14 protein-coding genes are annotated in these 18878 nt (G+C 50.0%); 2 read left to right on the forward strand and 12 right to left on the reverse strand.

Annotated features, from left to right (window positions below):
• From putA to ACRCZA_RS16330, 4 genes are all read right to left on the reverse strand, one after another.
• The coding region (gene putA / locus ACRCZA_RS16315; RefSeq protein WP_438675432.1) for a bifunctional proline dehydrogenase/L-glutamate gamma-semialdehyde dehydrogenase PutA at window positions 1-3176 on the reverse strand (3176 nt) is incomplete at its 3' end.
• A 258-nt stretch (window positions 3177-3434) separates the two neighbouring features.
• Window positions 3435-3986, reverse strand: coding sequence for a TIGR04211 family SH3 domain-containing protein (locus tag ACRCZA_RS16320; RefSeq protein WP_438675444.1), 552 nt, complete (start codon window positions 3984-3986; stop codon window positions 3435-3437).
• Window positions 3987-4174: 188 nt separating this feature from the next.
• Window positions 4175-5464, reverse strand: coding sequence for an inorganic phosphate transporter (locus ACRCZA_RS16325; RefSeq protein ID WP_438675433.1), 1290 nt, complete (start codon window positions 5462-5464; stop codon window positions 4175-4177).
• Window positions 5465-5490: 26 nt separating this feature from the next.
• Complete coding sequence (locus ACRCZA_RS16330) at window positions 5491-6171, reverse strand: TIGR00153 family protein (RefSeq protein ID WP_438675434.1); 681 nt, start codon at window positions 6169-6171, stop codon at window positions 5491-5493.
• 232 nt (window positions 6172-6403) lie between these two features.
• On the opposite strand from ACRCZA_RS16330, the gene ACRCZA_RS16335 reads away from it, so the two are divergent.
• A complete protein-coding gene (locus ACRCZA_RS16335; protein WP_438675435.1) occupies window positions 6404-7912 on the forward strand; it encodes a CYTH domain-containing protein in 1509 nt (502 codons plus the stop codon).
• A gap of 110 nt (window positions 7913-8022) precedes the next feature.
• On the opposite strand, the gene ACRCZA_RS16340 is transcribed toward ACRCZA_RS16335, so the two are convergent.
• The 8 genes from ACRCZA_RS16340 to ACRCZA_RS16375 all read right to left on the reverse strand — a co-directional run bounded on the left by ACRCZA_RS16340 (window position 8023) and on the right by ACRCZA_RS16375 (window position 15291).
• Window positions 8023-8877, reverse strand: a complete 855-nt coding sequence (locus tag ACRCZA_RS16340) for an ion transporter (RefSeq protein WP_438675436.1) — start codon at window positions 8875-8877, stop codon at window positions 8023-8025.
• 126 nt (window positions 8878-9003) lie between these two features.
• Window positions 9004-9333 (reverse strand): hypothetical protein, encoded by a 330-nt coding sequence (locus tag ACRCZA_RS16345; protein WP_438675437.1) that lies wholly within the window; start codon window positions 9331-9333, stop codon window positions 9004-9006.
• Between the two features lie 147 nt (window positions 9334-9480).
• Complete coding sequence (locus ACRCZA_RS16350) at window positions 9481-10134, reverse strand: hypothetical protein (protein ID WP_438675438.1); 654 nt, start codon at window positions 10132-10134, stop codon at window positions 9481-9483.
• Window positions 10135-10432: 298 nt separating this feature from the next.
• A complete protein-coding gene (locus ACRCZA_RS16355) occupies window positions 10433-11122 on the reverse strand; it encodes a PspA/IM30 family protein (protein ID WP_438675439.1) in 690 nt (229 codons plus the stop codon).
• Between the two features lie 12 nt (window positions 11123-11134).
• Window positions 11135-11548: a YjfI family protein gene (locus ACRCZA_RS16360; RefSeq protein ID WP_007645549.1), complete on the reverse strand. Its 414-nt coding sequence runs from the start codon at window positions 11546-11548 to the stop codon at window positions 11135-11137.
• Window positions 11549-11667: 119 nt separating this feature from the next.
• A complete protein-coding gene (locus ACRCZA_RS16365; protein ID WP_438675440.1) occupies window positions 11668-13392 on the reverse strand; it encodes a polyamine aminopropyltransferase in 1725 nt (574 codons plus the stop codon).
• A gap of 4 nt (window positions 13393-13396) precedes the next feature.
• Window positions 13397-14296: a DUF350 domain-containing protein gene (locus ACRCZA_RS16370; RefSeq protein WP_438675441.1), complete on the reverse strand. Its 900-nt coding sequence runs from the start codon at window positions 14294-14296 to the stop codon at window positions 13397-13399.
• 14 nt (window positions 14297-14310) lie between these two features.
• On the reverse strand, window positions 14311-15291 hold the full coding sequence (locus ACRCZA_RS16375; protein ID WP_438675442.1) for a hypothetical protein: 981 nt from the start codon (window positions 15289-15291) through the stop codon (window positions 14311-14313).
• Window positions 15292-15549: 258 nt separating this feature from the next.
• Here ACRCZA_RS16375 and glnE point away from each other — a divergent pair, with 258 nt between their 5' ends.
• Window positions 15550-18429: a bifunctional [glutamate--ammonia ligase]-adenylyl-L-tyrosine phosphorylase/[glutamate--ammonia-ligase] adenylyltransferase gene (gene glnE / locus ACRCZA_RS16380; protein ID WP_438675443.1), complete on the forward strand. Its 2880-nt coding sequence runs from the start codon at window positions 15550-15552 to the stop codon at window positions 18427-18429.
• The last annotated feature ends 449 nt before the right edge of the window (window positions 18430-18878 follow it).

Genomic DNA, 18878 nt, shown 5'->3' on the forward strand with positions numbered 1-18878 from the left:
AGTGACAGCAGGGTCGCGTTACCACCGATAGCGGTGATGTTGTTCGTGCGAGTCTTTTCCGTCACAAAGCGGGTTAAGTAGTGCGGGCCACCAGCTTTAGGGCCTGTGCCCGACAGACCTTGGCCGCCGAAAGGCTGTACGCCAACCACCGCGCCGATTTGGTTACGGTTGATGTAGACGTTACCCACGTTGACTTTATCTGCTACGGCTAAGGCATGGCCTTCGTTGCGGCTGTGGATACCGAGCGTTAAGCCAAAGCCTGTGCTGTTGATTTCATCGATCACATGGGCAAGTTCAGATGCCTTGTAACGGATCACGTGTAGGATTGGACCAAAGTGTTCTTTTTCAAGCACTTTGATTGAATCAATTTCAACGGCAGTTGGCGCGACAAAGTGGCCGTGCTCAGTGCCCGCTGGCAATGGCATTTGCTTAATCAGCTTGCCAACTTGCTTGATATGGTCGATATGAGCATCAAGGTTGGCTTTGGCGGTAGCATCAATCACTGGGCCGACATCGGTTTTGACTGAGCTTGGGTTGCCAATCACGAGCTCATCCATTGCGCCTTGCAGCACTTCGATCACGCGATCTGCAATATCTTCTTGTAGGAACAGGACTCGCAGCGCTGAGCAGCGTTGGCCTGCACTGGTAAATGATGATGAAATCACATCGTTGACCACTTGCTCAGGTTGCGAGGTCGAATCGACCACCATGGCATTTTGGCCACCGGTTTCGGCGATTAACGGTATGATTGCGCCTTCACGGGCGGCCAGTGTGCGGTTGATGCGTTTAGCGGTGAGCGTGGAGCCGGTAAAGCACACGCCAGCGATGCGTTCATCGGCTGTCAGTGCCGCGCCAACCACGGCGCCAGTGCCGGGCAAATACTGCAGCGCCTCAACGGGAATGCCCGCTTGGTGAGCAAGCTGCACCGCGCGGTAACCTATGATAGAGGTTTGCTCCGCCGGTTTTGCAACCACGGTGTTACCCGCGGCGAGGGCTGCTGAGACTTGCCCTAAGAAGATCGCCAGTGGGAAGTTCCATGGGCTGATACACACAAAGACGCCGCGGCCTTGGAGGAAGAGTTCGTTTAGCTCACCCGTAGGGCCTGGGAGGAGCTCTGGTTTAGCCATCAGTTTTTTTGCTTGCAGCGCATAGTAGCGGCAGAAGTCGACGGCTTCGCGCACTTCGTCGATACCGTCTTGAATGCTCTTGCCTGCTTCACGGGTACAGAGGGCAATCAGCTCTTCGCGGTTTTCTTCTAACAGATCTGCCAGTTTTTGTAGCGCCGAGGCGCGCACTTCAACGCCAGTGCGACTCCAAGAAGCAAAGGCGTTCGCGGCTGAGCTGACCGCCTGCTCGATGGCGGCGTTATCAGCAAAGGCCACTTGACCCACGCTTTGGCGGGTATCAAATGGGCTGAAGATGGTCTTGTGCTCGCCAGTTAAGGTTTTGCCATTGACGAGAGGGCCTGCTTGCCACTGGGTATCTTTGAATTTGTCTAAGGCGGCGAAAAATGGCGCAGCTTCAGAAATAATGTTCATATTGAGTCCCTTAGAGTTTTTGCGCTCCTGACCAAAGATGTGGGTAGGGGGCACGATTTTATTGTTAGCTAGGGTTTTGTAGCCCATCAGGGTGGTGAGCGGGTGCACCACTAAAGAGTCGATAGGCGTTTTAGGGTCCACTAATTTATGGACGAACGAGGTGTTGGCACCGTTTTCCAGTAGGCGACGCACGAGGTAGGGCAGTAAATCTTTATGGGCACCGATAGGTGCATAAATGCGCACCGTTTTTGCGCCTGCTTCCGCCAGAATGGTGTCGTACAACTCTTGTCCCATGCCGTGTAGACGTTGGAATTCATGGTGACGATCGCCCGCCATATCGGCAATCGCCGCCACGGTTTGTGCGTTGTGGCTGGCAAATTGGGGGTAAATCGCGCCGCGAGTTGCATCAGAGAGTAAATAACGCGCGCAGGCTAAGTAAGAGACGTCGGTGCCTGCTTTACGGGTGTAAAGTGGGTATGCGGCTTCACCGGCCTGCTGCGCCCACTTAAGCTCGCTATCCCAGTAAGCGCCTTTAACTAAGCGCACCGGGATTTCATCGCCTTGCTCTTTGGCTAGGCGAGTTAACCATACCAGCACTGGCAGGGCGCGCTTAGAGTAAGCTTGCACGACGATACCCAGTAATCCCCAGCCTTTAGTGGCTTCAGCATTAAACAGTTTTTGGAACAGTTTTAATGACAGTTCGAGGCGGTCCACTTCTTCGGCGTCGATAGAAATACCGATATTTAACCCGCGCGCGAGTTTAATCAGGCGGATGACGGTGTCGTACAGTTCGGTCAGTACGCGGTCTTCGTTGGCGACTTCATAACGTGGGTGCAGCGCCGACAATTTAATCGAAATCGTTGGGCGAGGTGACTCGTTTTCGTTATAGCGTTGGGCGCCTAACTCGGTAATCGCATTGGCATAATCGGTAAAGTATTTTTCGGCATCTTTGCGGGTGAGCGCGGCTTCTCCTAGCATGTCGTAGGAGTGGGTGTAGCCCAATTTGCGTTTATCTTCACTGTTTTTTAGGGCTTCTTTCATCGTGCGGCCGAGCACAAATTGTTTACCCATGATCTTCATCGCCGCCATCATGGCTTGACGGATCACAGGCTCGCCTAACCGATTGACTAAACGGCTTAATAAGTGGCTGGGGCTACCATCGAGATTTTTATCCAGATTGATAATTTTACCGGTGAGCATCAGTCCCCAGGTTGAGGCATTGACGAGCACAGAATCGCTTTTGCTTAGGTGCTCATCCCATTTGGCGCCAGAGAGCTTATCTTCAATCAGCGCATCGGCGGTGGCCGCATCGGGAATGCGTAGCAGTGCTTCGGCTAAACACATCAGAATAATGCCTTCCTGTGTCTCTAAGCTGTACTGCTGTAAAAAGGCATCGATACCGATCATTAAGCCTTTTTTCTCAAATTGTCGAACCTTGTTAACCAATTCGTGGGCTCGACGAGTGACGCGCGTGAGGGTTTCATCACTGGAGGGGACTAGTTTAATTAACTCTGACAGGTATTGTTCTTCATCGACAATGTAGTTATCGGTGATAGCTTTGAACAGTTCGTCGAGATGGGCAGAATCGTAGCGGCCTGCCAGCACTTCACTCGCTTTGAACATAGTTATCGCTTCCATTTTGGCCAGTTATTCAGGCGTTATTGTTAAAATAAAAATGGCATGCAAACCGGATTTGATATTTTGTATACAATATGAAGGTTTGCGCGCGCCGATTATACAAGCAAAATGTGACCTATGACACTCTATTGCGGGTGAATGTGAATATTGTTTGATTAGCTTGTAAATAACTCCCTGTAACGTACAGTTGACAAAAAGGCCAGTGTTTGAAAACACTGGCCTCATCAAAAAATGCTGAGCTAATGGCGCTGAGCGCGGCTACATCCAGCGCTTTTTATTACGTCGTTGTGGTCTAGGTAAATAGACTAATAGCATGCCGACGAGGGCGCCGAGACCGGCAATCATGCCTCCTTGGCGCCAGAGTTCATAGCGCGCATCCTCAGCGTTGCGCTCTGAGAGGGCTTTAAAGTTATCCCGCTCTTGGGCTGTTTGCTGGAGAGTATTTTGTAATTCACTCAGTTGCCCTTTGAGTTCGGCCACTTCACCGCTGTGATCGCCTGTTGAGTTAAGCGCCTCAGTCAGCTGGGCTTTTAACTGGGCCACTTCAGTGGTTAACGCGGGCACTTGTGCCCGAAAACTGGGGGCCTGCGTGATTAAGTTGCTCGCTACCCAGCCCTCGCGGCCCTTATGATCGACCACTTTGCTATAGTCGCCTTGAGTTTCCCCAAGCAGCGTCACCGGTTGCCCCGCTTCAATCGAGCCTAAAATACGATAATCAGTACTTGGACCATTGAGAAGATAAAGAAACACATCATCGGAGATGTAGCGGGATTGGCCTTCGGCCAGCAGGTTAGGGGAGAGTAATAGCATTCCTATCAGAGTCAGCTGTCTTAACAATTTTGTATTCTCATCAACGAAATAGTGAGCACATGCTAGGGATTTGGGACCTGTAATGCAAGAGGGAAGTCATAGACTTCCCTCAACTTTGCGCCATCCAAGCTAGCGTTTCTAATGGTTTTCATCTGTTTTAGGGCGAGCCGCCCTGCTTCTTGATTAAATTAATTAAAGATCCCTTTAATCATAAAGAAGAAGATGATGGATAAACCGGCGCCAGCTGGGAGCGTAACCACCCAAGACACCACGATATTGCGCACAACCCCGATGTTAATCGCTGCAATACCGCGAGCCATGCCCACACCTAATACCGCACCCACTAAGGTTTGCGTTGTAGAGATAGGTAAGCCAGTGCTTGAGGCGATAACGACGGTGGTCGCCGCTGCTAATTCGGCCGCAAAACCACGACTCGGCGTTAAGTGGGTAATATTCTTACCGATAGTTTGCATTACGCGCTTACCGAAGATCGCTAAGCCCATCACGATACCGACGGCACCTAAAGGCAGGATCCACCACACTAAAGGCGATTTTGCCGCAATCACGCCGCCACTATTCACCACCGATACCACGGCCGCGAGTGGGCCAATCGCGTTAGCTACGTCGTTTGAACCATGGGCAAATGCCATACAACAAGCAGTTAATACCATGAGGATCGCAAACACTTTCTCAACGTTGGCATACATAGTTTGACGGTTAGCCTTGTCGCTCATTTTTAAGCGCGAAATGGCCAGTTTACCGAGCACGCCAATCACAAGCGCGATCATCCCCGCCAATAGGTAGGACTCCGTCGCAGTGAAGTGCAAACCAACGTGGGATAAACCTTTCATGATCGTCATTAACGCCATGATAAAGCCCGCAAATGCCATGTAAAATGGCACATAACGCTTAGCGTTACTGAGCGGATCGTCGGTGTTGAAGATCAGCTTTTGGGTACTTTGGAACAAAATGAATGCCATAAAGCCGGAAATGGCCGGTGTGACCACCCATGAACCGACAATCCCGCCCACTTTTTCCCAAGCAACGGCTTCAGTACCGACACCCACAGAGGCAAAGCCGATAATCGCACCCACAATGGAGTGAGTCGTTGACACCGGCCAGCCGAGCGCCGAAGCGACCACTAACCAGATCCCGGCGGCTAATAGCGCGCCAATCATGCCATAGACCAGTAATTCGGGGGTTGCGGTGAAATAGCTTGAGTCAATAATGCCACTGCGAATCGTGTTGGTGACTTCACCGCCCGCTAAAAATGCGCCCGAAAACTCAAAAATCATTGCGATAATAATCGCTTGCTTAATCGTAATTGCATTGGAGCCCACGGAAGTTCCCATGGCGTTGGCAACATCGTTCGCGCCAATACCCCAGGCCATGAGAAAACCAAAAGCGGCCGCCACGGCAATAAGCCAAGGGCCATTGGTGACTAAAACATTAGCCACTTCAATACCTGCATCAACCATATTGATACCTTGATAACCTTATGTATTTAAACGCGAGCCAGCATCAGCTCAAGACGAGACCCGACGCGTTCGGCAAGATCTGCAAGACCACCTACCCACTCAATCGTTTTATAGAGGAACATTACATCGACTGGATTTAACTCGGATTCCATCGCAAATAGCTGGCGGCGCAGTTGAATTTGTAGATCGTCAGTATCTTCTTCGATGATATCAAGTTCATTGATCATTTTAGCAACGAAGTCGACTTCGCGACCGCGAAAACCTGTTTCTAATAGATCTTCTAGCTCGTTAATAACATCTTTTGCTAGGCCTACCGCATCTACACAGCGTTGTAGATAGGCAATAAAAGGCACTTGCATGATCTGAGGGATTAGGAGTTGACGGCCGATCACTCGACCAGAGATATCCTTGGCTTTATTCGCGATTTTGTCTTGCTGAGTGAGCAGCTCTAATAAATCAGTACGTTCTACCGGCATAAACAAACCGCTTGGCAGAGTGAGGCGAATTTCACGCTTAAGAGAGTCACCTTGCTTCTCGGCTAAACTGATTTGCTTGCGGATCTGAATAGCGCTATCCCAGTCACCAGTGATAGTTGCTTCAAAAAAAGGAACCAGTAACGATGCGCAATCGTAGACTTTGTCCATGTGTTCTTGAAGTGGTTTGATTGGCGATTTTGCAAACACGCCCAAAATAGAGTTTACTGGCATTGCCGTTTACCTATTTAGATTGTTCCATTATTGGAAAAAGCGGGCGCATGTTAACCTATGCGTCCGCGTATTGAAACTGTGTTTTTCAGTGAAAAAACTACAGCTTTATTCTAACGGGTTATATACCATCTGCAAAACCCAATCCTACGGCTTTTTTATGACACATTTGTGACATTATGAATTTAAAATGACGGATTGATGAATATTTGATGACAAAATGAGCGATCGCGCCATGAATGCTGAGATTGAATTAAAACTATTTTTCTTCCCTCAAGACCAAGTAATCCTAATTAATGCCTTAAATGGGCTTGAACATGCGACGCCTCAAGGTGAGCGTCGGTTAGTTAATGGTTATTTTGATACGCCTGATCTGCAATTACGCCGTTGGAACATGGGGTTGAGGGTGCGGGGCGATAATGACCATCGCGAACAAACGCTAAAAACCGCCGGGCAAGTGGTGGGGGGGATCCATTCAAGGCCAGAATATAATGTGACTATCCAATCTGAGCGGCCTGATTTACGGCTTTTTCCCGCCAATATTTGGCCAGCGGATTGCGTCTTAGCATCGCTTCAGACCCAATTGTGCTGCGTGTTTCATACCGACTTTACCCGGCGAGCGTGGCATGTGCGCGTGGCTGATAGTGTGGTGGAGGTGGCGCTCGATCTGGGCGAGATCAGCGCGAATGGTCGGCGACAGCCGCTCTGTGAGATAGAGTTTGAATTGCTCAGTGGTGAGACTGAGGCGTTACTGACCTTAGCTTGCGAGGTGGCACGTCAGGTTCCGGTGCGTTTGGGTAAGGCCAGTAAAGCCCAGCGCGGTTATGAGCTTGCGGGTAAGCAGCCGTTGCCGTCGCTTAACTTCCCCCCATTTCCACCTTTGTCTTGTGCGGCATTCCCCATGGCGCCATTGCAGGGCGCTTGTGTGCAGCTGTTGCAAACGGCGCTAGAGCAATGGCAGCTGCTAGAGGCGAGCCTCAGTGAGCAGCCAGCAGAGTCGCTGTCGTTGCGCCTGATGCGCTGGGAGCAGATGCGCGCGTGCATTCGGATGCTGCACATGACCTTAAACCAGTTCAATGTGTTAAGCACAGAAGTCGCGCAGTATTTTGCCGAGGTGGAGCAGCACCTCGCCTTTATTGAAAAGGCGCTCGCGTTGACGACCTTGCTCAATGGCGAGCAAGTACTGTTAGCAGAACTGGCTCAGGTGGGTGAGCAACGCGAGATTGCGCGCTTAAGGCAAGATTTTCAGCGGCAATTGGACGAGTTGGATCTTGCGGCTCAACTACCTTTGCTATGGCAAAAGCGGGCATACGGCCAGCTCCAGCTCAGTATCGTCGAGATTTTATTGCAATTGGCGGTGGCACCTTTACCCCTTGGCGATACGTTAGCGGAGCATGCTCGCGCGGCTCAGCATCGTTATTGGCAACCTATTTTCGAGTGGATGTCTCATGCCCAGACGATAGAGTATGAGGGAGCGCAGGGCTTTAGATTGCTCACGGATGGGCTCTTGGTCGGCCAAATGTACGGCGCGCTCTATGATGAACAGGCCCGTGAGGCTTTTCGTCAGCCTTGGCAAGATATTGTGTTAGAGAATTACACTTTAGCGTGTTATCGCACCGTAATGCTCACGGCCAATCAATTAGAGATTGATATCAGTCAATGGGGTAAAGATAAGCTGTCTCGGCTGCTCGCCAGATTAGCCCTTTTGCGGCAGCAGGGATTGCAGCAGAAGATGTATTGGTAATGGTGCTTGGCTAGGCAGGCTCAGCATGACGAAGAAAGACTTCCATGCGGTTTGAGGATACTCGTCCTCAAATATGGCTGGTTGCACAATGCTCCCAGTGTGAGGTGTTTCTAATCGTTATTTTTGGCGTCTGCAGCTAAGGCCGCGGTCAGTTCGGCAATCTTGGCCAACATTTGCTGTTGGTTTTGCTCCATTTGTTGTTGAGTCTGTTCCATTTGTCGCTGGTTAGCCTCCATTCTGGCCAGCGCAAGTTCAAGTTCCGATTTAAGTTCTGCTTTATGGGCATGTTGCCGTTCCTGCCGCTCGGCTTCATCGGGTGCCACAAATACTGATGCCATATAACCGGAAATCACCCCAAAGAAGCTCACGCCACTGATGATAACAATGCCGCCAACAACATGGCCGATGGTGCTGACAGGGTAATAATCGCCATAACCTACAGTGGAGATAGTGACGAGTGCCCACCAGATGGCTTGCTCGGCGGTTTGGATATTCGCGCCCTCGGTACCACTTTCGACGATTAAGATGATGATAGAGGCAAAGGTGAGTATGGTCACCATGGCGACTAATAGGCTGGCTAAGGTTGTTTGTTTACGCTGTTTGATGAGTGGCAGTAGTAGGGAGCGGCTCATGCGGATCAGCCGGATCACCCGCAGGATCTGAAATACGCGGGCGATGCGCAGGGCCTCTATCGCTGGAATGCTTGCAATAAAATCAATCCAATGGTGGCGTAGGTAAAAGCGTTTATCGCGGGCGCGCCATAGGTTAATAAAGAAATTACCCATAAAAATTAAGCAAATAAGGGTATCGATGAAAAACAGTAAACGGTAGGTTTCGCGACCGACTTGGCCAAAGGTCATGATGAGTACAATGAAAACAGAGATCAATGACAGCAACATCATTGCTAATTCAAAGGGCGAAGGCCCGCCTAGGGTGCGGATTGACCAAGGGGTTTTATCTGTCATGCTTACCAAGATCCCTGTGTTATGCGCTGGTGTCTCTGTTGCCGTTGTGTGCCAGTTTAGGCATCAATTTGAGTGGAGTCAGGTGTGGGAGCGATGCGTGCAGCTCGTACAACCCCTTTAGCGTCGTTATGTTTTATCGACAAAATACACTAAATCCTCTAATACTCGGCGTTTAATTTCTAACTGAGCATCGGCACTAAGATTATATTTTTTAGCAAGTTGCACATAATCGTCGGCATTGAGGGAGACGGTTAAACGGGGGCGGGTTGGGCGTTTGGAGACGCTAAGGCCTAAAATTTTGCGGATTTGATCCGAAGGGCTAACGCCTGCATCCAGTGCTGCTTTACGAATCGTGTATTGAAATTTCTCATCAAGATCAAAGGCCACCTGAGTCGCTTTGGCGGCTTGCTGGTTTTTCAGCCATTGTTCGGGCAGAGGGTGCTTGGTTTTACTCATCGTTTATTACCTATTGCTATCAACCGTTTCTAGCGTGCATCTGTGAGATTGTATTGAAATGAGTGACAAAGTGCGAGTATGGCACGCTATCCATCAGCCTGTTGTTGGCTTAACGTGCGGACACCACTTAATGCCCAAGGCGTGGGTTTAGCTGCCTGGCCAATAATCCCTGATATCGGTGATGGGCCGATACAGAGTCAATAACACATCGGTATCCCCGCCTTCGTAAACCTCCACTTCAATAGCCCGCGTTTCATCGTCATCGAGGAGCAGATAATATTCAAAGGGCTCTCCGGTTGCGCCATTGGCGTCCTGTGGCGGTTTAAGGCCTCGGTAGTCTTCACGGTGGAAATAACCAAAGGCGGCGAAAGTGATCTGATGATATTGTTTGCCTAACCAGAGCGCGAATGTGTCAGCGTGAGTCGGCGAAAGGGCGTTTGGGGTCAGCTGGGCGCGGCCGGGTTCATCAAATAGGGTGCTAAACTGTTCTAGGTCAAATAGTTGCTCGACTTGGGCGCGGGAGATTTTAAGGGAGAAGGCGAGATAGGTTTCGTCATCCTCTGCCAGACTTAAAAAAATGCTGGTATGGCTATGACCCTTGAGCACCCACTCTGTCCGCTGACGACGTTCAAACTCATAGGTGTTAATCGCCTCGACCTTAAATTGTTGCCCGCGGAGTTGCACTGGTAAGGCAAAGCTATTGTCGAGGGTAATCATGTCGCTCAGCTTGAGTTGCGACGGGTGGTTAAGTTCGCGCTGGGCTTGTACTTTTTTACCAAAAAACCGATTGAAAAATCCCATATTTATTCCTAGCGATTTCGCCGTTGCCACTTAGCCTATGAGGCTGAGTTTAACCGATTGCGTTTATTAGGCTAAGTTTGTTGGCCAAGTAGATTAGCCCAAGTTTATCACGCTGATTTGATGTAGATTGTCTTGCTCCGTGAGCTGCAGGCCACCAGAGGTGGTGAGCAGTAGGCGAAACGGAGCGGATTATGTGACGATAACGCGTTGAGCGCATTATTTCGTACTCAATCCAATAAAAAATGCCGAGCTTAACTGGACTGGACCCGTTAAGACTCGGCATCGCATGCGTCGCGCATTAGCCTTTACGCGCCTTGATCCGCTCAAGCACCGCATTGGCATTGGATTTTTGCTCACCGATACCGGCAGCGGCCAATTTGGCCTGCAGTGATTTATCACTGTTTTCTTCCGCCAAGGTTTCAGCGGCTTTCAAGCGATCGTCAAACTGCTGCTGGCGCGCTTTGATACGCTCTAAAGAGTCTTTAGCGTTTAGCAGCTTAGAGTTACTCGAGGCAAAAGAGTCAGTAATGGTTGCCGTGGCTTTTTGCACGCTTTCAGTGGTTTTAACCATGCTTAATTGCCGTTGATAATCAGACAATTGGCGCTCAGTTTTTTTCACCAAATCCTTAAGGCGCTGTGCGTGCGCACTGAAGCTGTCATTGGCCGATTGCTGCTCAGCCAATTGTTGGTCTAGTTCGGCAATTTTTTCTGCAACTTCAAGTGCTAAGGATTCATCGCCTTTGTCGAGCGCTTGTGTGGCATAGCCTTCGTGCTCGGTAATAGCGCGTTTCAAACGATCGATTTCACGGCTTGCTTGCATTTCCTTGGCCATGACATCGGTCAGTTCACGCTTCGCGTTGGTCAAGTGCTTTTCAGCGTCACGGATTTCTTGTTCAAAAATTCGGGTTGAGTTTGCGTCAACGATGCTTTGGCCAACTTCGGTGGCACCTCCGCGAAACGCGGTTAAAATTTTATTCAAAATGCCCATTTTCGTGGTTCCTTATTTCAAATAGTCGACCATTTCATCGATAACTTCCAAACAGTTATCGGATAAAACTGCTAATTCTTGCTCGATTTCAAGCATGCTAGATTGTAGTGATAGCGCGCCGTAAACGACGTATTTGTCATCGATTTTGGCAAAGGCTGATAAGGGCATCGGAATGTTAAGCTCTAGCATGGTCTCAAACATTTCACTACGACGTTCTTGGTTGACTTCGTTTTCGCCCCACAGATAACTGATACAAAGAATTTGGTTATCCGTAACCGATACAAATACCGGGATTTCTTCACGGCCAACCACATTCACTTGCAAAACTTCTACTTCGCCATCAATAGGATAGCAATCAAATTGAAAACCAGTTTGGCTATTATTGCCAAGACTATTTAGGTGATTGGCAAGGGTATGGATATTCATATTCGTCCTTATTGACATATTATGTCTGGTTTCAAAGATAGCACTTAGACATAATATGTCAAGCGCTATCTTATCGCTTAAAAAAGCTTATGTTGTCGCTTAAAAACAACCTAGGCCATTTAAAACAGCGTAAGGCCTTCGGTTTCGGACCAAGCCTGTAAATGGTAGTGGTATAGTTGCAATGAGCCTAATTCGTTGGGCTTGATATTGGCGGCATCTTGGTAAAAATTTGCCGGAAACTCAAAGGCGCCGTTAACTAATCCTAAGGTGAGCCAATCATCCTTGAGCGGTAGGTCGTTAAGTTCGGCCAGTCGGTGCTGGGCATTTTTGCCGCTTAAGGTCGCAATACTCCAGCCCCATTCGCCAAAACTGGGGACATTATGATGATATTGCTTAACATTAAACCCTGCCAATGCCAATGTTTTGCCCACGGAGATAAATGCCTTTTGCGCGTGGTAAGGTGATGTCGACTGCACTGTCAGAGCGCCATCATTGCTGATGAGTTCCTTTAGTTTTCGGTAGAAATAGTCTGAGTAGAGTTTGTTGAGGTCCGGATGACTGGGATCGGGCAAGTCCACGATAATGGCATCATAATTCATGCCGCTTGCAATCAATGTATCCACGCCATTAAAGGCATCGTCATGGATCACCTTGACTCGGGGATCCTTAAAGGCATTACCATTTAGGGCCAGCATGGCATGGCTTAAGCGCGCTGGCATGTCATCTCCGGGGGAAGTAAATAATTGCACCAGCGTGGCATCAAGATCAATGAGTGTCACTTGCTCTGGTTGCCAACGTAGCACTTGTTTTAGTCCCAAGCCGTCGCCGCCACCGATGATCAGCACTTTTTTATGGCGCGCGCTGGCCGCCAGCGTTGGGTGGACTAAAAAGGCGTGGTAGATATGCTCATCAATGCTTGAAAATTGTAAACGACCATTGATATATAAGGCATAAACCGGTGCTAAGCCCTGGCCGCGCAGTCGCTCCGTAAAGGTGAGCTGCTGAAAACGTGTCGCTTTGCTATAAATGACTTTATCTTTGTAGAGTAAATTATTGAAGTGTTGCTCCCACTCGGGGCCGTGCGACGCCAGCAGCAGTAAGATGCTTGTGACCAATAAATGTGCCATTAATAACAGTTTAGCGCGACGGATCTTGGACCAAAAGCGCCAGATAAAAACAAAGCCCGCTAAGAGGTTGAAACTCGCTGTTAACGCCGCGGCGAGTTGAATATCAATGGCCAGCATAAAGCCCACCCAAATGGCGGCGCCAATACCTGCACCAATATAATCGGCGCCATAAATTGTCCCTGCATTGTGAAGTAAATGCGCCTCTGACAAGGATTGACGCACTCTGGCTATCAGCGGAATTTCCATGCCAATCATCAGCCCAAGCAGTACTCCCCAAATATAGGGTAAGTATTCACTGAGTTTTTGCAGCTGGCCAATCAGGCCGCCATCGGGGAGGAGATCTGGAGGTAATCCGAGGGTGCTGGCGAGTATCATGGGGAGCTGCTGGCCAAATCCAATCACTGCCGCCGTGATCAAAATGGCCAAGGAACCACAGAGGGCGACGGTGAGCTCTAAGAGCACAAAGCCGGTGAAGGCGTCACGGATGTGACGAGCGGCAAAGGCGCCTACGCCCATAGAGACGATCATTAAGCCAATCATGGTATAAATGGCCGCCTCTAACGCCCCCAAAATCCGGCCAGCATAGTGGGACAGCAGATACTCATAGATCAGACCGCAACCCGCCAATACCGCCATAATGCCGAGTAAGAGTACATCATCGAACCAGCCTAAGCGGCGCGGCTGCGTCGCCATGGCCGTTAACTCATTGGTTTGCATTGAGTTAGGCCATTAATGCCGTGAGAATTAGCGCGATCGCGATACTGATCGCCATTTCTACCGCTGCAAGGCCAAGGTTGTGCTGCCGCTCAATTTCATCGGCAAGATCCATGCGGGCGAGCACCAATTTTTTGATAATAAATAACAGCACAGAAAGGGTCATCAGCATGATCACCGAAAACACTAACCAGCCAATCACGTTGGTGACATAGGCTGTTGGCTGATAAACAATAAAATGGCTGGCGGCGTTAAAGCTGAGCGCCATGGCAAGCATGTGTCCTGCATGGCGCATCGCGACGGCCGTGTGGCCTTGAGCCAAGGCCAATTGCATGGAAGAGTGTTGATTACGACTCGAAAAACGAATTTCGCGCCAGCGAGTTAACAGGACCAGCATTAGCTGTGAAATCGCAAAGGCGCTGAAGATAGCAATAAAGGTGTTGATGGTTAAGTCTTCAGCCCACAATAATACCGCTCGGATAATGATGGCGGTGGCGATGGCCGCGCTGGCATCAATAATGGCAACGGCGACATTGCCTTTGACGATTTGCTGATTTTTATCCAGTTCATTTAAAGCGATTTTATCGTGTAATACCCGCCCAAATTTAATGAGCACTAAGCCAAACAAACCGTAGGCGCTCATGCCGATAGCCTCAGTCAGATAAGAGGGCGCGGCCGCGCCGGTGATCGCGCCTGTTAGCACTATCCCTAGAGCCCCGACTGCGCCAGCGGTGCTAATACCAAAGGCTAAATTATCCCGCTCGGCCAATTCTTTACTGCTATTAACGCTGACGCTCCAGCCCTGCAAATAGCGCATGAGCGTCAGTAGCAATACCGCAATACTGAGATCGATTGCCAGTATGATGGCCAACTCTGGTGTGATACCGAAATCCTGAAATAATGTCATTGGAAATCCTTAAGTTACTTGCCCCGGCGCACACTGCGGGTTGTGCGATGACTGGAATTACGAAAACTGCTGTCTTTAGAATAGTTTGAACGAAATTTACCACCAGCATTGGCCGTCGACCCCGCCTTAGTCGTGGTGTTGGCTTTAGGCAACGCTGCGCTTTCACGGGATAATGCGCTAGCGCCACTGCGGGCTTTGGCATAGGGGCTATCAAAGCGCTTGCCCTGTGATTCAAAACGTTTTTTTGTTTGTTCAAAGGTTTTGGTTTGGGCATCGGCCTGTTTGGGTGAGGTGTACCGATAACGACCGACATCGTTGTAATAGCTATAGCCCCGTTTACCTGACCAACGGTCGTAGGAGATCGGGCGATTAACGATATTGGAAAACATGGCATACATGCCATACCAAGCCCAAAACGAGGTGCCGCTCGAATCTGTTTGCCAGTTGCCGTAGGCAGGATTGCCGACCAATTGACTTCCGGGGCCAAAATCCTCCGCGTTGTTGGCTAAGGCGGCTGCCTCCCGGCTGATGGCATTGACTCGGGCGAGTTTGCCCTCGGACATATCGGCCACAACGTTTAAGGGGTCGGACAACATGTCGTTATATAAACTCGGATCCGTCGCTTGATAGAGATTCTCGGCCTCCGCGAGTTGCTGATCAATATCGGCAAAATTGGTCGCATCCTTTGATTCTGCTAACCGCCGTTTGAGGGAGGAATACATGGGGCCTTGGGTGCCGGCATCCTTCGCTAATTCGTCAAGCAGAGACGATAAATCGGGTTTTTGCTGTTTTAAGAGTGCACTGTACTGACTTAACAAATTGGCGTTACGCAACTGCCCGGTATCAAGCATACTGCTCAATGTGGCGAGGCGCTGCTCTGTTAATTGCTGATATTTGGCAATTTTATCCGGCCGATCATCGCCGCATCCCGTGAGGGAGAGCGCTAGGGCGACAAAGAGTAGCGACGTGAGAACATGTCTTAGCATTCCTGCCATGTTTTCTCCAATGGGTTGAAATAAACCAAATTTTGGTGAGCAAGAATAATCCGTTTGCCCAATATGCCTGTCATACAGGTTATAGTACCCTTATTACCCCAAGATAATAGGCCATCAACTTAGGTTGTTCATTACCACAGCATTGATGAGGTAATGTCAGTGATGATAACGCTGTGTTGCAGCCATTATAGACGTTGCGCCTCATTCTATAGCATTTGCGACATAATATGTCGATTATTAAATTTGTTAGGGATTACTATGATCACACCAAAAGACACGAATCCAGCATTGCCTGCAGCCATCTCGCAGGCTGCCGAGCGGCATTGGCAGCGCTTAGAGGAGGTGTGGTCTGCGGGCCTCGCGCAATTAACGAGTACTGCCCAACAGGAGCTTAAAACGATATTGGGCTTAAGTGATTATGTGGCCGCCCAACTTTGTCGCCATCCCGAATGGATAAACGCCTTATTGTCTGGGGATTTAAAGCTGCTTGATCGCAAAGATTATGGCATCGCCTTGCAACAACAGCTGGCCAGTGCCAGCACCGAGGAAGCCGCCAAGGCGGTACTGCGCCGATTCCGGAACTACCAAATGGTGCGTTTAGCTTGGCGCGATTGGCTTAATTATGCCTGTTTAGAATCATCCTTACTGGATTTATCGGCCCTTGCCGAAGCTTTAGTGATCGGCGCGCGGGACTGGTTGTATCAGGAGATGTGCGCTCAATACGGCACGCCAATGGATAAAGCCGGTAATCCCCAACCATTACTGATTTTAGGCATGGGCAAATTGGGGGGGCGTGAACTGAATTTCTCTTCAGATATCGATTTGATTTTTACCTTCCCTGAGCATGGCGAAACCGTTGGCGGGCGCCGTAGTTTAGATAATCAACAGTTTTTTATTCGCATGGGCCAGCGTTTGGTGAATCTGCTCGATCAAATTTCCGTCGATGGTTTTGTGTTCCGGGTGGATATGCGCTTGCGCCCCTATGGTGAGAGTGGTCCGCTGGTGGTCAGTTTTAGCGGCCTTGAGGATTACTATCAAGAACAAGGGCGTGACTGGGAGCGTTATGCCATGGTCAAAGCCCGAGCATTGGGGCCGTGGAGTCACTTTAGTGATGAGTTACACGCATTGCTGCGCCCCTTTGTCTATCGCCGTTATATCGACTTTTCGGCCATCGAATCCCTGCGCAAAATGAAGCAGCTCATCGCTCAAGAGGTAAGGCGCCGCCAGCTAACCGATAACATTAAACTCGGTGCAGGGGGGATCCGCGAGGTGGAGTTCGTGGTCCAGAGTTTTCAGCTGATCCGCGGTGGACGCGAGCCAGCCCTGCGCCAGCAGAGTCTATTTGGGGCAATGGATACCCTTTATCGTCTTGGGCAGCTTGAGTATCTTGCAGTCGATGAGCTTAAGCACAGTTATTTACTGTTACGCCGCGTCGAAAATCTACTGCAGGCCATAGATGATAAACAAACTCAAACCTTGCCGACCCAGCCCCTTGATTGGGCACGATTATGTTACGGGTTGGGGATGACCAACGAGGCCGAGTTACGCACCCATATTGAAGCCGCGATGGCGAAAATTCATCGGCACTTTAAAGCAACCGTCGGTGGGGAAGAAGAGGAGGAAAAGGCCGAGCATTGGACCGCCCAGCTATGGCATGCCCAGCAAGAGGACCATGGACTGGCTTTGCTGGCAGAGCAACAGATAGATGCGCCGGTCATCTGGCCATTATTGAGTCGTTGGCGCGAGACCGTGAATAAGCGCTCCATTGGCCCCCGTGGCCGGGAAACCCTCGATAAGTTGATGCCCCGTTTATTGGCGGAGTTGCTGCATCAGCCAAGCCCTGCGGCCGCCTTTGAGCCGGTGGTTAAGGTGCTTGAGCAAATTTTAACTCGCACCACCTACCTTGAATTACTGTGTGAAAATCCCGGGGCACGTCAGCAATTGGTGCGATTGTGCTGCGCTAGCCCTTGGATTGCGGCGCAGTTAGCGAAGTTTCCGATGTTGCTTGATGAGCTGATTGATCCCGCCCATTTGTACGATACAACGTCGCTGGACGATTATCCTAGCGAGCTGCGTCAGTATCTGCTGCGGGTACCAGAGGATGATATGGAGCAGCAAATGGAGGCGCTGCGCCAATTTAAACTTTCCCAACAACTTAAAATTGCCGCGGCGGATGTCACCGGCGTGCTCCCTGTCATGCAGGTGAGCGATCACTTAACCTTTTTGGCCGAAGCCATTATCGAACAGGTGGTGATGCAGGCTTGGCAGCAAGTGGCCCAGCGTCACGGAGTACCGCCTTATCTTGAGGGCGCAGACACCGGTTTTGCGGTGATTGGCTACGGTAAGCTTGGCGGGATAGAGCTAGGCTATGGCTCGGATTTGGAGTTAGTGTTTTTGTATGAAAAGCAAGCGGATAGTGCGAGCCAAGCGCATTTGCAAGAAGCGATGACGAATGGCGAGCGCCCCATTGAGGTGGGGCATTTTTACTTAAAATTAGCCCAGCGGATCCTGCATTTATTTTCAACCCGTACGACTTCAGGGGAATTATATGAGGTCGATATGCGCCTGCGTCCCTCGGGGGCATCGGGATTAATGGTCAGCGAAATCGCCCGCTTTGGTGAATATCAAGCTAACGAGGCTTGGACCTGGGAGCATCAAGCGCTGGTGCGCTCGCGTTTTGTGTTTGGTGATAACAGTTTGGCGGGCAAGTTTAGCGCGATTCGGGCCTCAGTGTTAGAAACGCCGCGGGATCCTCTCGAGCTTAAAATCGCGGTACGGGAGATGCGCCACAAGATGCGCGAGCATTTGCTGAAAGTCAGCGAGGGGGAGTTTGATTTAAAACAAAGCCCCGGCGGGATTGCCGATATCGAGTTTATTGCGCAGTACCTCGTGCTTGCCAATGCGCATCAATATCCCGAGTTATCGATTTGGTCGGATAACGTGCGGATCTTTGGGGTGTTGGCTGAATTGGAATTGTTGCCGCTGATGCGGGCGCAGCAGTTAACGCAATCCTATTGCTGGCTGCGGGATGAAAATCATCGGCTTACCTTGCAACAGCGGCCCGGTAAGTTGCCCTATCACGACGTGGCCGAGCATGCCGAGCGGGTGCTCGCCATTTATCGCCTAGTACTAGAATGAGTACTAGAGTGAGTACTAGAGTGAGTACTAGAGTGAGTACTAGAGTGAGGGCAGGGGTGCGCGCGATGGCGCATTAATAATGTCATATATTTCAATATTTTGAATTAATTGAGCTGGAATGCCTTAAGTCTGCACCGTCAAGCAGATAACGTCAGGAGCAAACCGTCAGCCCTTATGGTGTGCTCCTGCGGTGGCCGCCTGTGCCACGCCAGGATTGCCGCTAAATTCAACATTGATTATCAATTTGTTACGGTGAAGGGGGGCTTTTGTAGCCCTTGCTTGCAAGTCGTGAGCTTTATTATCTTGGTGTATTTATTTTAACAACTGCGTGGTAGTTGATTACATCTAGCGCTGTTTGTTTACCCGTTCCTGTGGTGAAGCTCACAGTATGCCCGGTTAAGATGTTTAATATTTGCGCTTTCGTTTTTGACTGAGATAAACCAATGAAA

The sequence above is a fragment of the Shewanella sp. genome, assembly GCF_051658185.1.
GTDB lineage: Bacteria > Pseudomonadota > Gammaproteobacteria > Enterobacterales > Shewanellaceae > Shewanella.

Excerpts from the sequence above, each read along its gene's own strand:
- ACRCZA_RS16320 (WP_438675444.1), bottom strand. The coding sequence starts at position 3,986 with ATGCTATTACTCTCCCCTAACCTGCTGGCCGAAGGCCAATCCCGCTAC.
- ACRCZA_RS16325 (WP_438675433.1), bottom strand. The coding sequence starts at position 5,464 with ATGGTTGATGCAGGTATTGAAGTGGCTAATGTTTTAGTCACCAATGGC.
- ACRCZA_RS16330 (WP_438675434.1), bottom strand. The coding sequence starts at position 6,171 with ATGCCAGTAAACTCTATTTTGGGCGTGTTTGCAAAATCGCCAATCAAA.
- ACRCZA_RS16335 (WP_438675435.1), top strand. The coding sequence starts at position 6,404 with ATGAATGCTGAGATTGAATTAAAACTATTTTTCTTCCCTCAAGACCAA.
- ACRCZA_RS16340 (WP_438675436.1), bottom strand. The coding sequence starts at position 8,877 with ATGACAGATAAAACCCCTTGGTCAATCCGCACCCTAGGCGGGCCTTCG.
- ACRCZA_RS16345 (WP_438675437.1), bottom strand. The coding sequence starts at position 9,333 with ATGAGTAAAACCAAGCACCCTCTGCCCGAACAATGGCTGAAAAACCAG.
- ACRCZA_RS16350 (WP_438675438.1), bottom strand. The coding sequence starts at position 10,134 with ATGGGATTTTTCAATCGGTTTTTTGGTAAAAAAGTACAAGCCCAGCGC.
- ACRCZA_RS16355 (WP_438675439.1), bottom strand. The coding sequence starts at position 11,122 with ATGGGCATTTTGAATAAAATTTTAACCGCGTTTCGCGGAGGTGCCACC.
- ACRCZA_RS16360 (WP_007645549.1), bottom strand. The coding sequence starts at position 11,548 with ATGAATATCCATACCCTTGCCAATCACCTAAATAGTCTTGGCAATAAT.
- ACRCZA_RS16365 (WP_438675440.1), bottom strand. The coding sequence starts at position 13,392 with ATGCAAACCAATGAGTTAACGGCCATGGCGACGCAGCCGCGCCGCTTA.
- ACRCZA_RS16370 (WP_438675441.1), bottom strand. The coding sequence starts at position 14,296 with ATGACATTATTTCAGGATTTCGGTATCACACCAGAGTTGGCCATCATA.
- ACRCZA_RS16375 (WP_438675442.1), bottom strand. The coding sequence starts at position 15,291 with ATGGCAGGAATGCTAAGACATGTTCTCACGTCGCTACTCTTTGTCGCC.
- glnE (WP_438675443.1), top strand. The coding sequence starts at position 15,550 with ATGATCACACCAAAAGACACGAATCCAGCATTGCCTGCAGCCATCTCG.